At 61.2% G+C, this 14,506-nt stretch carries 11 protein-coding genes; 2 read left to right on the top strand and 9 right to left on the bottom strand.

Annotated features, from left to right (window positions below):
• Nucleotides 1-309: 309 nt before the first annotated feature.
• Both A6A03_RS10685 and A6A03_RS10680 read right to left on the bottom strand, forming a co-directional pair.
• Nucleotides 310-2,238: a PAS domain-containing hybrid sensor histidine kinase/response regulator gene (locus A6A03_RS10685; protein ID WP_066787686.1), complete on the bottom strand. Its 1,929-nt coding sequence runs from the start codon at nt 2,236-2,238 to the stop codon at nt 310-312.
• A gap of 10 nt (nt 2,239-2,248) precedes the next feature.
• The gene (locus A6A03_RS10680; RefSeq protein ID WP_066787684.1) at nt 2,249-3,697 is read right to left on the bottom strand and encodes an ATPase domain-containing protein; all 1,449 of its coding nucleotides are present in this window, start codon (nt 3,695-3,697) and stop codon (nt 2,249-2,251) included.
• A 153-nt stretch (nt 3,698-3,850) separates the two neighbouring features.
• On the opposite strand from A6A03_RS10680, the gene A6A03_RS10675 reads away from it, so the two are divergent.
• Nucleotides 3,851-4,930, top strand: coding sequence for a M24 family metallopeptidase (locus A6A03_RS10675; protein ID WP_066787683.1), 1,080 nt, complete (start codon nt 3,851-3,853; stop codon nt 4,928-4,930).
• A gap of 64 nt (nt 4,931-4,994) precedes the next feature.
• Here the strand turns inward: A6A03_RS10675 and A6A03_RS10670 are convergent, their stop codons facing one another.
• The 7 genes from A6A03_RS10670 to A6A03_RS10640 form a co-directional block, all read right to left on the bottom strand.
• Complete coding sequence (locus tag A6A03_RS10670) at nt 4,995-5,477, bottom strand: peptidylprolyl isomerase (protein ID WP_082908959.1); 483 nt, start codon at nt 5,475-5,477, stop codon at nt 4,995-4,997.
• Nucleotides 5,478-5,770: 293 nt separating this feature from the next.
• Nucleotides 5,771-7,363: a beta propeller repeat protein gene (locus A6A03_RS10665; protein WP_066787678.1), complete on the bottom strand. Its 1,593-nt coding sequence runs from the start codon at nt 7,361-7,363 to the stop codon at nt 5,771-5,773.
• Nucleotides 7,364-7,715: 352 nt separating this feature from the next.
• Nucleotides 7,716-9,050: a vWA domain-containing protein gene (locus A6A03_RS10660; protein WP_066787675.1), complete on the bottom strand. Its 1,335-nt coding sequence runs from the start codon at nt 9,048-9,050 to the stop codon at nt 7,716-7,718.
• A gap of 11 nt (nt 9,051-9,061) precedes the next feature.
• Nucleotides 9,062-9,439, bottom strand: coding sequence for a hypothetical protein (locus A6A03_RS10655; protein WP_066787672.1), 378 nt, complete (start codon nt 9,437-9,439; stop codon nt 9,062-9,064).
• Nucleotides 9,440-9,470: 31 nt separating this feature from the next.
• On the bottom strand, nt 9,471-11,435 hold the full coding sequence (locus A6A03_RS10650) for an acetyl/propionyl/methylcrotonyl-CoA carboxylase subunit alpha (protein WP_066787668.1): 1,965 nt from the start codon (nt 11,433-11,435) through the stop codon (nt 9,471-9,473).
• Entirely contained in the window at nt 11,417-12,415 is a 999-nt protein-coding gene (locus A6A03_RS10645) for a TIGR03557 family F420-dependent LLM class oxidoreductase (protein ID WP_066787666.1), read from the bottom strand. The genes A6A03_RS10650 and A6A03_RS10645 overlap by 19 nt, the downstream gene beginning before the upstream one ends.
• A gap of 68 nt (nt 12,416-12,483) precedes the next feature.
• Nucleotides 12,484-13,209 carry a sortase gene (locus A6A03_RS10640; protein WP_245668951.1) on the bottom strand — a complete coding sequence of 242 codons (726 nt, stop codon included), beginning with the start codon at nt 13,207-13,209 and terminating at the stop codon, nt 12,484-12,486.
• Between the two features lie 541 nt (nt 13,210-13,750).
• On the opposite strand from A6A03_RS10640, the gene lipB reads away from it, so the two are divergent.
• A complete protein-coding gene (gene lipB / locus A6A03_RS10635) occupies nt 13,751-14,425 on the top strand; it encodes a lipoyl(octanoyl) transferase LipB (RefSeq protein ID WP_066787664.1) in 675 nt (224 codons plus the stop codon).
• Nucleotides 14,426-14,506: the final 81 nt, after the last annotated feature.

Genomic DNA, 14,506 nt, shown 5'->3' with positions numbered 1-14,506 from the left:
AATCATGGTGGAATTGCTCTCTCCATACCATGATACGAGGTAGGCTGGCTCACCTCAAAAACCTACCCCCGAAAGCCTCCCAGCCTCCCCCCGCTGGGGGGAGGAGTCTGACACCCCTCCCCCAGCGGGGGAGGGGCAAGGGGTGGGGGCCACCATCCCCCTCCGGGGGAGGGGCAAGGGGTGGGGGCCACCATCCTCCAGCGGGGGAGGGGCAAGGGATGGGGGCTGGAAATGAGGCCCCCCTCCCAGCCTCCCCCCAGCGTGAGAGGGGCAAGGGGTGGGGGCAACACCCCCGCGCGAGCTAACGCCCTACCCCAACCCGGCCAGCGCAGCGCGCACCCGTTGCAGCAACTGTTGCAGCGTAAATGGCTTGGCCAGCACACAATCGCTTGGGAGGCTCACCGGCTCGTTGCCGGCATACGCCGACACATACAACACCCGCAACGCCGGACGTTTGATGCTAAGTTGGCGGTACAGCTCATCGCCGTTCATCGCGGGCAGCATGACATCGCTAATGAGCAGATCGATCGGCCCTTCGTAGCTCGTGGCGAGGCTCATGCCGTGTTCGGCATCCATCGCCTCAAGCACGTGATACCCATGCAGGCGCAACGCACTGGCAATCAGGAGTAATACCGCCGGTTCGTCTTCAACCACTAGCACTGTCTCGTGTCCGGTCAATTGGTCATTCGCAGCAATGTCGTTGCTTGGCGCCGGCGCCGTATCAGCTAACGCCGGCAAATAGATGGTAAAGGTTGTGCCGTGGCCGGGGGCGCTCTGCACGTCAATGTGGCCGCGGTGTTGCTTGATGATACCGAACACGGTGGCAAGACCAAGGCCGGTGCCTTGCCCTTGTGGTTTGGTGGTGAAGAACGGTTCAAAGATGCGGGGCAAGATGTCTGGATCAATCCCGCAGCCGGTATCTTGCACCTGCATCGTCACGTAGTCACCGGCGGCCAGACTGGCCGGATGATACGGAACATTGCCATCGATCCGCACTGGTGCAGTTGAGATGGTGATCGCACCGTTGCCTTCGATGGCATCACGGGCGTTGATCACTAAATTGAGCAACACTTGTTCAATTTGACCTGCATCGGCCATGATTGGCCACAGATGAGGATTGAGCTGCAGATGGATGGCGATCCGTTCGCCGATCAAGCGCCGCAGAATCCCGGCAAAATCACTGATAATCTGATTGAGATTAACCGGCTTCATCTCGAGCCGCTGGCGGCGGCTGAAAGCCAGAATTTGACGGGTCAGCGCAGTAGCGCGAATGCCGGCGGCCCGGATCTGGTCAAAATCGGCGTATAGTTCGCTATCGGGCGGCGCTTCGAGCAGCCCCATCTCGGCAAAGCCGATAATCGGCACCAGCAAGTTGTTGAGGTCGTGGGCAATACCGCTGGCCAATGCGCCAATCGCCTCTAGCTTCTGCGACTGGAAGAGCTGTTCGGTGAGCCGTTGCTGCTCTTCCTCCATCTGTTTACGATCGGTCAAATCGAGGTGCGCGCCGAGCATGTGGGTCGGCTGGCCGTTCTGATCGTAGATCAGCGCCGCTTGCGAGCGGATCCAGCGGTAACTGCCATCTTTATGGCGGAGGCGAAACTCAAGCGCGAAATTGGGCCACGGTTGGCGCAGATAGCGGTCAATCGTGTTCAGGCAGCGCTCGCGATCATCGGGATGCAGCCGCTCTTCCCATACGGCGAAGGAATCAACCAGCTCATCAGCCGCATACCCAAGCTGCGCTTTCCATTCGGGCGAAAAAAAGACCCGATTGGTGGCCAGATCCCATTCCCATAAGCCGATGTGGGCTGACTGCACCGCGAGTTGCAGCCACATTTGGGCGCTGGTGAGCATCGACTGTTGCAGCCGGTTGACTTCGAGCGCCAGCCGGCGCGCGCGGAGCATGATCTCGATCCGGGCTTGTAATTCGGCTTTCTGGATCGGGCTAATGACCAATTCATCAACTGTGCGCCAAAGATGGCGGGTGTGCAGTTGGACGTCGCGCCGGGTCGTGACGAGTAAAAAGGGTAAAAAGATCGGGTGGGCGGCGGCCCGGCGTTGCTGAATGGCCGCCTCGTACCGGTCGAGGGCGGGGCCATCGACAATGCAGAGCTGGAACGGCTGCTGCAGATCGGCGGCGCTGTGTCCTTCGATAATCTGATAGCGCGCTCGCAGCCAATCACGCAGTTGGTTCCGGTTGGTGGCATTGGCTAATAGCAGCAAAATCGTATCGCCGGGCATTGGCGATCCTTTATAGCTTATCGACCCACGTTGGCATTCCGCTCAGGATGCCGCGCAGGTTGGTCAGCGGCTTGCCCACCTTGATCCCGTAACGAGAAATCGTAAACTCGCGCAGCGTCTTCTCAAAATCACCTAACCGCTTCTTCAACACGCCGATCGCCTTGCGCAGTTCACCATCAATCTCTAAAAAGCGTAAGAAAATGATATTATCGCCCAAGTAACTCGCGCCAATGTCAGTGACTTGAAAATCGCCGACGATGCTATTCGTATCCATAATAAGAATGACCGTCACACCTTTGCTTTGCAGATACTTGCTCAGCGCGTGCAATTGGCTGATCAGATCTTCTCCTTGCATACAGAGCCGGTAGCCGGTGACGCTATCGATCATCACCATCTTCACCTGTTCTTGCTCGACATAATAACGCAAGTGTTGGGCGAATTCATCCGAGTTATACTGTAACGGCTCGATCTTCTCAACCCGCAGCAGCCGATGCGTCTGCATCGCGCGTACCGGAATGTTCACCGCTTCGCAGCGTTGCAGCATAATCTCGATCTCCTCTTCAAACGAGAAGACGATCGAGCGTTCGCCGCGGCTCGCCGCTTCTTTCATAAACTGGAAGCCGAGCGTCGTTTTGCCAACGCCTGACGGGCCGGTGATGAGCGTGATGGTGCCGCGTTCAATGCCGCCGTTCATCAACTCATCCAACTCTGGCACGCCGGAAGGCATGGGGGTAAAGGCATGGCCGGCGATCAGCGGGCTGGGTACGATGCGCGGGAAGACGTGCAGGCCGCTGTCGGTCAGCCGCATCGCGTGGCGACCACTGATGAACGATGAGCCGCGCATTTTGCTCACACTGAGGTAGCGTCCACTTTGGATTAATTCGAGGGTAATGATGCCATCGGAGATGTACTGGAGATCATCATCGGGAAAGGCTGCACTATTCTCGGCGGAAAAGATCACGGTTGTCTGTTGTTCGGCCAGAAAGCGCAGGAATGAGATGACTTGCTTGCGGAACTGGAAGATATCGGGGGTCAGATAGCGAAACTGCGTAATCGGATCAAAAAAGACCCGGCTCGGTCGCAAGCGTTGCACCGTCTCGACGATTTGGCGGGTGATCGGCTCGCGCTCTACTTCCGCTGGCGAAAAGATATCGTAGATTTCAGTTTTGGCGAAAAAATCCGATGACGGGCTAAGGTCAAGGATATGCACGTTGCTGAGGTCGATGCCGATCCGCGCTGCGTTGCGGCGAATTTTGCTTTCGGCCTCTTCGAGGCTGATAAAGAGCGCCGTTTCGCCATTGGCGGCGCCGGCTGCGAGAAAGTGCAGGCCGAGCGTGGTCTTGCCAGCGCCGGGGCCGCCGCGCACCAGATACGCATAATGCGGAACCAAGCCGCCGCCGATGATTTCGTCGAGGCCGGGGATGCCGGTGGTGAGGCGGTTCGCTGCTGCGTCGTTCATGAGTTGTCCCTTTGGCTAGGCGCGTAGTCGCTACGCTTATCCTAACGATTTGGTCAATTCACGTCAAGAATGTAGTTGGCCAGCGCATCTCTTGCGCAGGATGGTGTAGCATGCAGGCGCAATGTGATCGTATGTGGGTGAAAGGAATGGTTCATGAACGAGCGAGTGCAGCGGTTGCGCGCCACGTTGGCAGAGCAGGGATTGCCGGCGATTCTGCTGACGGCGCCAACCAGCCGGCGGTATCTCAGCGGGTTTACCGGCAGTGCCGGCGCGTTATTGATCAGCGCCGAGGCAGCGTTCTTGCTGACCGATGGCCGGTATACGGTGCGCGCGGCGGCTGAGGCGCCGGCGTTTACTTTGCGTGAAGTGCGCGCAGCGGTGAAACCGCTGCCGAAACTGGTCGCTGAGCTGGCGGCGGAATTGGGTCTGAGCCGGCTGGGTTTTGAGGCGGCGGCGATGACGGTGGCCGAGTATCAGCAGTTTGCGAAGGCGTTGGCTGAAACGGTTGAATTGGTGGCGACCGAGAATATCGTGGAAGAACTGCGCGTGGTGAAAGATGCCGGCGAGATCGAGCTATTGCGGCGCGCGGCAGCGATCACCGATGCGGCGCTGGCGGCAGTGTTGCCGGTGTTGGCTCCTGATATGACCGAGCGTGAAGCGGCGTGGCGCCTCGAAGTAGCGCTGCACGATCTGGGGGCCGATGGGCCTTCCTTCCCGATTATTGTGGCCGCTGGCCGCAATAGCGCCCGTCCCCATCACGAGCCGGGCCATGATGTGTTGGGTGAAGGCCAGCCGATCATCATCGATATGGGGGCGCGGCTCAATGGCTATCACGCCGATCTCACCCGCACCATCGTACTGGGCCAACCCGACGACACCTTCCGCGCGGTGTATGCGGCGACGCTCGCCGCTCAGCAGACGGCGATCCGCGCGTTGCGTCCCGGTTTGCCGTGGGCCGAAGCCGATGCGATTGCCCGCCGGGTGATCGAAGAGGCCGGCTATGCCCATGGCATTGCCCATAGCCTCGGCCACGGCGTGGGTTTGGTCATCCACGAAGCGCCGTGGCTGCGGATCACTGCCCCCGACGCGCCGCCTAGCCCGCCGTTGCAAGCCGGTATGGTGACGTCGGTCGAACCGGGGATTTATCTGCCGGAATGGGGTGGCGTGCGGATTGAAGATTTGGCGCTCATAACTGATGACGGATGCGAGGTGCTGTCGCAGGCGCCGCGTTAGAGCAGAGAAGTAAGGGCACAGCAACGCTGTGCCCTTACGAGATGACGGGTGGCGGTGCTGGTTGCTATACCTCGCGCACAGTGACTTTGGTCATCTTATCGCCTTGCTGGATGGCGTAGACCACGTCCATACCAGACACGACCTTGCCAAACACGGTATGGCGGCCATTCAGGTGGGGTTGGGGGGTGTGGGTAATGAAAAACTGGCTGCCATTGGTGTTGGGGCCAGCGTTCGCCATCGAGATGACGCCAGCCTCGTGCTTGAGCGGGTTGCCCATCACCTCATCGGGGAAGCGATAGCCGGGGCCGCCGCTGCCGCGCCCGGTCGGGTCGCCACCCTGAATGACGAAATCCTTGATCACCCGATGGAAGGTGAGGCCATCGTAAAAGCCTTCGCGGGTGAGGAAGACGAAATTGTTGACCGTCATCGGCGCATGCTGCGGGTAGAGATCAAGCTCAATCGTACCGCGGGTGGTCTCCATCGTCACCCGATAGGTCTTGGTGACATCAATCTGCATTGCTGGCGGGCTGCTCCACTGTTTAGCCACGGGTATGCTCCTCATTCTTTCAAGTACAGCGATTTTTCGTCATTGTACCATTGAATAGGGTGCTCTGAACGGGTTCTGTCCGCTAGCGGGGGAGATTGCGTCGCCGCGCGAGGGCAGAGAGCACCGCTCGGCCCCTACCGCTCGGCTCGCAGACAACCGGTTACGTTGCGAGGGTGTGCAGCGCCCGAAGCAATCTCCTGCTTCAGCGAGAATCATGGCTGAGTGGTCTCCATCCGTTAGCGCGGGGGATTGCTTCGCCGCCGGAGGCGGCTCGCGATGACACCCATCTCACCCTACGGCAACCAACCTCTTGCCTGCAAATCTTCATTACCAACGAGACAGAGGAACAACTGCTCATCACGCTGTTCAATCCGCCCGCGCTCAAACCATTGCTGGTCAGGGTTGGCTGGGCTCAGCGGATACCCAAGGGTTGCCACACCGCCATATTGCACCCATGCCTGCAACATCTTGCCGCACAGGTTATAGCCAGTTTGCGGGAAGTAACGGCAATCGGCGCGCGGGTTTTCGGTGGGAGCCGGCCCCTGCTCTGCGATGAGCGCTGCCGCCACCCGGCCAAGCGTTGGTGTCGCGTTGGCTGTGAGCGGCACTTCAATCCGGCCCCGTTCAAAATATTGCACCAACTCATCGCGCCCGCTATCAACATTACGTTCGATAAACGGCGCCGTGCGCGGCATACCAAGCGTGATCATCCCACCCGCCTGCTGCCAGCGACTCAGAAACGGATCGCTCAGCGTTTGGCCAGTAGCTGGAAAATAACGCTCACCACTCTCAGGTGGCTGGGGTGTCGTGGGCAATGCGGCTGTCGGCAACAGGCCCCGCGCGCGCAACAGGGCCGGCCCATCCGGGGTGGCCGCCCGGTAAATGCCGTGAATGGTGCCTACTAAGACGACGCCGGTCGGGCTGGCACTGATGTCAGTAATGTCGGGGGTATAGGGAATATCGTCGCGCAGCGCAATTGGGCGGGCCAGTTGCAAGCGGAGTTCGCGCCAGCCGGCCAAATCATCCCAGCGCTGCGGGTCGAGGTTGCGCCACACATGCCCGTCGTCGCTGCCGGCCCAGAGTGTGCCGCCGCTGACAATGCTCACCGCGATCCGTGTTGCCGGCAGCGGCGCTGCCACCCAGTTGGCGCCGTCAGTGCTACGCCAGAGTGCGCTTCCCGACACCGATGGCTGATCGGGGCTAGCAATCAGCGCGATCAAGGCGCCGTCGGGGCCAACCAGCAATTCGCGCGGGCGGGAGGCAGCCGGCCATTCGCCCCAGCGATCCCACGACAGACCGCTATCAGTAGAACGGAAAAGCTGCCGGTTAGCGATCGCATACAATGTGCCATCAGGCGCAACGGCCAGCGTCGTTTCAGCCGGGTCGGGCAACGGTTGGGCCAGATCGCGCCACGTGAAGCCGCCATCGTCCGAACGGCGCAGCCGCCAGTCGCCGTGAATCGCCAAGAGCGCGCCGTTGTGCTGAGGCGCAAGCGCGAGCTGATAATACATTGCCCGGCTGACAATCTGCCAATGCTCGCCAAAATCATCGCTGCGGTAGAGATAATGATCACCCCAGCGGTAGAGGTACAAAATGCGCCGTTCGGTGTCAACAACGATGCGTCCGTAATGCAAATTCGGCGTTGCGGGACTCAGCGGCTGCCACGTGCGGCCCGCATCGAAACTATGCCAGCCGCCGATGGGCGAGGTCGCGTAGACATGATTCGCATCCAGCGGATCCCAGACAAGGTTATGCAAATGCGGGTAGAGGTAATCGCTTGGTGATCCCATCATCGGCGCCGGGCGAGCGTGGAGTGAGGCCGGTGCAGAGCTGATCAGCGCAAAGATGAGAAGAATGAGGGCGGTTGGCAACCAAACGTTGCGCATAGCGATACTTTCACGGTCGTGATAAGGGATTTGATCTGATTACAGACCATTTTATACATAGTCAGGACATTTTGAATGATAAATGGATGAATGGAGTATTCATGTTCTATGTAGTCGTTTCAAGGGCTCGTACACACTTGTCATGGCGAGGGCGCGCAGCGCCCGAAGCAATCTCCCGATTCAGTGAAAGGTATGTCTGAGCGGATCGCTCTCGTGTTCGCGGGGGATGGCTTCGCCGTGCGAAGGCAACGCACCGCTCTGCCCCTACGTGCGGCTCGCAATGACAAGAGAGGTAACGGCTTCGCCGCAGTGGCCAGCGCAGCGTGTTGATCTTCACGTGGAGGTTTTCCCCTCACCCTTCCCCCAACCGGCGGGTAGCGTAGGTAAGCTCTTTGGCGGTCGCGCTGGGGCGATGGGTTTGGTCGAGGGTGGCGGCTTCGGCGACAGCGAGCGCGGCCAGTTCTGTTTCGCCGGCTTCGCGCAGGCGCGCCGCCAGTTGGCGCAACAGTTGGGCTGCCGTAGCGTAGTCGCCTTGCTGGCGGGCAAGGTTGGCACGCTGGTGCAGGTGGGCGATGGTGGCGCGGGTAATGATCGACAGTAAGGCGGGCGGCGGGTTGGTTGCCTGTAGCTCGTAGTGGGCGATGAGGTCGTGGTGTTGTTCGTGTTGGCCGCTGCTAAAGCGGAGGCGGGCCAGCCGGCGCTGGCTGCCGGGCGGGCCGGGGGCAACGAGGAATTCGCAGAGCAATCGCACCGCTTCACCCCGGCGCAGATCGCCGAGCGGCAGAGTCAAGCGCCGGCCATGCTCGGCACTGAGCGGGGTTAGCACGCTTAGCGCAGGGGCAAGGCGGGTGATCCGGCGTAGCGTCACCGTTTGCGGCAGCGCCATCTGCATCGTGATCGCTTGGGCCGAGGTCTGGCGGGCATGCTCCAGCTCAGCGGCGATGATGGCTGGGATGTGGCTGGCGTCAAGCACAAAGCTGGCTCTCCCGCCACTGAGGTCGGCGAGTTGGGTGAGTAACGCTTCTTCAAAGGCGCCACCCAAGCCGATCGTGCTGATGGTAATGCCGCGCGCCGCCGCTTCGCGGGCTGCGGCGACGCACAGCGCTGCATCGGTGGTAAAGCCATCGGTGAGCAGCACCACCCGGCGCACTGCCGGTTCATCGGTGACGACAAACTGGGCTAACGCCAGTTGCAACCCTTGCGCGAGATTGGTCGTGTCGCCGAGGCGCAGCGCCGGCAGGCGGGCAATCGCGGCGACCAGCTCGGCGCGGCGGTCGCCGGGGGTGCTCGGCGCCAGCACCATTGCATCGCTAGCACAGGCGATCAGCGCCAGCCGGTCGGTCTGATCGAGCCGTTCGATCAGGCTGTGCAGGGCGCGGGCGGTGTAGTCAATTGGGCTCGGGTAGCGGGCGCGCATGTCATTCGCCAGCGGCGTGCCTAATTGCCACACCGGCACTCCGTCAACCAGCACCTCGTGCGCGCCGCTACTGCGCACCAGTTCGCGAAACTGGTCTTCATCGACCAGCGGAATGCGCATCGAGCGGCTGGCGTCAGCCACGATCGCCAGATGCAGCGGCAGATCGCGGTAGCCATCGGCGGCAATCGTCAGATGGACATACGCCACTTGCGGTTGCGACAGGACAGGCAATGTTACCGGTTCAGGAGCGCAGCGCACCTGTAACGGCATACGCAAATCCCTTAGCGGCAATCGGCTGGTAACGGCGGATCGCTGAACGTCAATTCGAGTACTGCCCCGTTATTGTAGGTCGTGATGCGCCGAGTGCGGGTGATGGATTGCAACTGGTTTGATCCAGCCACCCGGATGCACGAATCAACGCTGGTGACTTCGATCGTTTCGCGAACACCGCCACGGGTAACGCCAATGATAAACTCTTGGGCCACGGCCAGCTTGACCGGTTGCAAAAAGCCGAGGCCGAGCAGGCTGATCGCCAGCATTGTGATCACAAAGAGCCAGAGAAGACAGCCGCTGGGGCCGCGCCGTTTGGGGGGCGGCGATTTGGATTGGGTTGCTGGTTGTTGCTTACTCTGCTGACCGGCTGGTTGTTGCGCTGCCATACCTTCATCCGTAACAATCTCTCAAAAGCGTCTATTCGTTTTCCGGCAATGGTTCAAGGTCAACCAGATGGGCGCCGGCGGCAACGCTCGCACCAGCTTGATAGGGCAAGCGGCGCACAATGCCGGCATACGGGGCAACGACGGTGTGTTCCATCTTCATCGCTTCGAGCACCAAAAGCGGCTGGCCTTCGCGCACCTGTTCGCCGACGGCGACGTGCAGCCGCACAATCGTGCCCGGCATTGGCGCGTTGAAGCTGGCGGCATTCTGATCATTGGCGCGGCTGGCCGTATCGGCGGTGAGCGGCGCCGGACGGGTGAGGTGGTGGCTCTCGCCGCGCCATGCAATCTGCCAACCCTGATCGGCGCGGGCAAAAAAGAACTGTACCCGTTGCCCATCGATCGTAAGAGCCAATTCGTGATCGCCGCGGTGCGCCAACGTAACCTGCGTGTCCCAATCATTCCCGCTGACCTGCCAGCCATCCACGCGCGGCGTCACCCGCAGCCGGTGCTCGCCGTGCGCAGTGAAGGTCAGCGGGATCGTATCGCCGCCGAGCCGCCAGACGGCAGCCAGCGGATCGCGGGCCGGCGGTTCGGCGGTGACGGTGAGGATTGCCGCTGCAATCAATACCTCACGCGGGGGCGGGCCGGGTGGCGGCACAAGACCTTCGTGTTCGGACAAGAAACCGGTATGGGTCGCGCCATCGGCAAAGGCCGGATGTTCGGCAATCGCCTGCAAAAGCGGCAAGTTGGTAGTGGGGCCAAGCACCGCCATCTCGCGCAGGGCGCGACGCAGGCGGGCCACCGCTTGTCGCCGGTCGGCCCCGGCCACGATCAGCTTAGCTAGCAGCGGATCGTAATGCACCGTCACCTCATCGCCGCTGGTCAGACCGGCATCAACCCGCACCCCCGGCCCCTGCGGCGGCGCGAAGAGAGCAACCTTGCCAACCGCCGGCAAGTAGGTGCGCGGATCTTCGGCGTACAACCGCACCTCGATCGCGTGGCCGCGCACCGTTATATCTTCTTGGCGGAAGGGGAGCGGCTCGCCGGCGGCAATCGCAATCTGCAAGTGAACGAGATCGTAGCCGCAGACCAACTCGGTTACGGGATGCTCGACTTGCAGCCGGGTATTCATCTCTAGGAAGTAGAATTCGCCATTAGGGGCAAGAATGAATTCAACGGTGCCGGCATTGACATAACCAGCGGCGCGGGCAACCGCGACGGCGGCATTGCCCATCGCGGCGCGCAGGGCCGGGGTCAGCGCCGGGGAAGGCGCCTCTTCAACCACCTTCTGGTGGCGGCGCTGGATCGAACAATCGCGCTCGCCGAGATGCACCACGTTGCCGTAGCGGTCGGCCAGCACCTGAATCTCGACGTGGCGCGGGCGCAGCACCAGCCGCTCGATGATCAGCCGGTCGTCGCCAAAGGCAGCGCGCGCTTCGCGGCGCGCGCCTTCGATGGCCGCCGGCACCTCGGCCAAATCGCCGACCGAACGCATGCCCTTGCCGCCGCCGCCGGCGCTGGCCTTAATCAACAACGGCGGCCCAATCCGGCGCGCCTCGGCGATCAGGCGCTCGTCGCTCTGATCTTCGCCGTCGTAGCCGGGCACGACCGGCACACCGGCAGCTTGGGCCAGCAACCGCGCCTCAGCCTTGCCACCCATCGCCGCAATCGCGGCTGGCGGCGGGCCGATGAACGTGATGCCGGCGGCGGCGCACTGTTCGGCGAGTTTAACGCTCTCGCTGAGGAAGCCGTAGCCGGGATGGATGGCCTGCGCATTCAGTTTCAACGCCGCCTCGACAATCGCCTCGGCGCGCAGATAACTTTGGGCAGCGGGAGCCGGCCCGATCAGCGCAGCGGCATCGGCCATGCGCACGTGCAGCGCCTTGGCATCGGCTTCGGAATAGACAACCACTGGGCTAATGCCCAATTCGCGGCAGGCGCGGATGATCCGCACCGCAATTTCGCCGCGGTTAGCGATCAAGATGCGGTTGAACATGGGCGTAAGTTGGGCAAGACAGCTTCGCCAAACGCTTTAATCCATTCCACCTGATTGCGACCGACATTATGCACATAGATCTCGTCGAAGCCGAGATCGATAAACTGTTGGAGGTGGGCACGGTGCTGGTCGAGATCGGACGAAATCAACACTCGTCCGCGAAAATCTTCAGGCCGCACCAGCTTGGCCATTGCGGCGAAATCTTCGGGAGAGCGAATATCTTGCTTGGGGAAATTCATGCCGCCGTTCGGCCATTGGTTCAGCGCATTCTGCAACGCCTCTTCATCGGTGGGAGCCCACGAGACATGCAGTTGCAGCAGTTTTGGCATTTTATCAGGGTCTTTGCCGGCCTCGCGCGCGCCGGCGGCAAAATCGGCCAGAATCCGGCGCAGCTTCTCAGGCGCGGCCCCCGGCGTAATCAAGCCGTCGCACGTCTTGCCCGCCCACCGCAGCGTCTGCGGGCCGGTGGCGGCGATATAGATCGGTACCGGCTGTTCCGGCAGCGTCCATAACCGCACCTTGTTCATCTGAAAATAGCGCCCGCGGTAGCGCGCCTCTTTGCCGCTTAGCAGCTTCTGAATAATCTCGGTCGCCTCTTGCAGCATCTCAAACCGCACCAGCGGTTCGGGCCACACCCCACCGACCACATTCTCATTCAGCAACTCGCCGCTGCCCAAGCCGAGCCAGAAGCGTCCGGGGAACATGGCGCCGAGGGTGGCTGCCGCTTGCGCAATTACTGCCGGGTGGGTGCGGAATGAGGGGCAGGTTACACCCGGCCCAAAGCGGTGGTTCGTCATCACGCCGAGCGCGCCCATCCAACTATAGACGAAGGCGTTATGGCCTTGAGCAGGCACCCATGGTTGGAAGTGGTCGGCGGCCATCACGCCACGGAAGCCGTATTGCTCAGCGAGCCGGCAATGTTCGAGCAGTTCGTTGGGATGAAACTGTTCTAGCGCTGCGGATAGGCCAATCGTTGCCACAAGCGTTACCCTTATTGTTTCAGGTGAAGTCTAGCGCATAGTATACCACGAGGCGGCGTGACGCCTTGTCACGGCGCCGGTAAAGCGATCGTAATCAGGCGGTGGGTCAATTCGACGTTGCCCTCGACAATCACCCGGTCGCCAATGCACGACACTAAGGTCAACCGTTCATCGCCGGTAGGAAGAATGTACTGCACTTGATCTGGCGTTACCCGCTCTTTGCGCGCCACCACGTAGCGGAAGACGGCGCCATCGGCACTGTAGAGAAAGATCTCGCTGCCAATCGCTAACCGTTCCACATCGGCAAAGGGCGCGGGAATATGCGGCGCTTTGCGGAAGCGCAAGACATGCCCCCAGAGCACAATGTTCTCACCTTGGCCCGGCTTGGCGCTGTAGAGGTACCAGCCGACATCGTGATCGAGCACGATCGGCACGTTGTTGTTGTCCAATCCAACCGGATACAAGGTGCGGTCGAGGTTAATGGCCGGAATGACCAGCCGTGCCGGAGTACGGTCGCCGGTTGGCGGCGGGGTTGGCGCCAGCGTTGCGGTTGGCGATGGAGTTGGCGTCGGTTCGGCAGTGGGGGTAGCAGTAGGGGTTGCGGTAGGCGCAACGGTCGCCGTTGCGGTTGGGAGCGCGGTTGGTGTGGCGGTTGGCGTTGCCGTTGGTATGCTGGTGAGTGTGGCAGTTGCGGTCGGTGACGGCACAGCTAACGCCGCGGCATCAGTCGCGGCGACGCTGCACGCGCTGAGCAAGCTACCGGCTAACATGATCAGCAATAACAGTCGCGTCACGGATCACCTCAGTCCAGTTCATCGTCCCTCTGGTAGCCTACCACAAATTCCTATGGCGCGCGGCAGTGCAACTGCCGCGGACAATTCTGATGTCATTGCGAGGTTGAATAGCCACAAAAACACGCAAAAGACACGAAAACGATCAGATTGTTTACGTTGTTTGTGTGCTTTTGTGGCTATTCTGCGCGGTGCTCACCCCCCGGCCCCGCTCCTACCTGACAGCGGGATCGGGGGAGGCGCTGGGTGGAGGAATAGCCACGAAAAGACACAAAAGACACGAAAACGATCGGATGTTTGTGTCTTTTGTGTGTCTTTGCGGCTATTCTGCGCGGTGCTCACGGGGCCGCCCGACCGAAGCAATCTCCCGCTTCAGCGAGAAAAGCCGCTGAGCGAAAACGATCGAATTTTTGCGTCGTTTGTGTGTTTTTGCGGCTATTCTTCTTGTCGCAGCTCGCAATGACAGAGGGGGCAGCAATAGCACGGTGCATAATGGTGTACTATACCTCTGGCAGAATCATTACGACGCTTCACGTTGACATCTATGCGCACATTGACCGTCCACCATCTAGGTTTTATGGAGTACACCGCCGCGTGGGAGGTGCAGCGCCAGTTGGCCCGCCAACGTTCGAGCGGCCAGATCGGCGATACGCTGCTCTTGGTTGAGCACCCGCCGGTGATTACGCTCGGCAACAAGGCCCGTCCTGACCACATTCGCGCTGCACCGGAGGCGCTAGCGGAGCGCGGGGTGGCTGTCGTGCAGAGCGATCGCGGCGGTGAAGTGACCTATCACGCGCCGGGGCAACTGGTCGCCTACCCGATTTTCAAGCTCTCGCAGCACGGCAGTGATGTCGGGCGCTACGTGCGCGGCTTGGAGGAGAGCGTGATCCGCGTGTTGGCCAGCTATGGCATCACCGGCGAGCGGGTCGCTGGCTTGACCGGCGTATGGGTGCGCGGCGGCGCGGCCAAAATCTGCGCAATCGGCGTGAAGCTCAGCGCGAGCGGGGTGACGACCCACGGGTTGGCGCTAAATGTCGATCCCGATCTGAGCGGGTTTGATCTGATCGTGCCCTGTGGCATCACTGATCGCGGCGTCACTTCGCTGGCTGCCGAGCTGGGTGCGGCGCCGCCGTTGGCCGAGGTGGCCGAGCGGTTGGTCGGGCAGATCGGTGAGGTGTTTGATCTGCAACCGGTCGCGACGGTGCAACGAAGCGTCTGATCGAGTTGCCCATCATGCGGTACAATACAACAGCGACATCGAAATCATAGCTGATCGCCCGCTGGCGGCGATCACTGGAAG

Origin of the sequence: Chloroflexus islandicus, assembly GCF_001650695.1 — a bacterium.
GTDB classification, from domain to species: domain Bacteria; phylum Chloroflexota; class Chloroflexia; order Chloroflexales; family Chloroflexaceae; genus Chloroflexus; species Chloroflexus islandicus.
The sequence above is the reverse complement of the archived record's forward strand: the minus strand, read 5'-3'. Positions and strand labels throughout refer to the sequence as shown.

What these genes read in the sequence shown, in the direction of transcription:
- A6A03_RS10685 (WP_066787686.1), bottom strand. Translation starts at nt 2,238, where the DNA reads ATGCCCGGCGATACGATTTTGCTGCTATTAGCCAATGCCACCAACCGG.
- A6A03_RS10680 (WP_066787684.1), bottom strand. Translation starts at nt 3,697, where the DNA reads ATGAACGACGCAGCAGCGAACCGCCTCACCACCGGCATCCCCGGCCTC.
- A6A03_RS10675 (WP_066787683.1), top strand. Translation starts at nt 3,851, where the DNA reads ATGAACGAGCGAGTGCAGCGGTTGCGCGCCACGTTGGCAGAGCAGGGA.
- A6A03_RS10665 (WP_066787678.1), bottom strand. Translation starts at nt 7,363, where the DNA reads ATGCGCAACGTTTGGTTGCCAACCGCCCTCATTCTTCTCATCTTTGCG.
- A6A03_RS10660 (WP_066787675.1), bottom strand. Translation starts at nt 9,050, where the DNA reads ATGCCGTTACAGGTGCGCTGCGCTCCTGAACCGGTAACATTGCCTGTC.
- A6A03_RS10655 (WP_066787672.1), bottom strand. Translation starts at nt 9,439, where the DNA reads ATGGCAGCGCAACAACCAGCCGGTCAGCAGAGTAAGCAACAACCAGCA.
- A6A03_RS10650 (WP_066787668.1), bottom strand. Translation starts at nt 11,435, where the DNA reads ATGTTCAACCGCATCTTGATCGCTAACCGCGGCGAAATTGCGGTGCGG.
- lipB (WP_066787664.1), top strand. Translation starts at nt 13,751, where the DNA reads ATGCGCACATTGACCGTCCACCATCTAGGTTTTATGGAGTACACCGCC.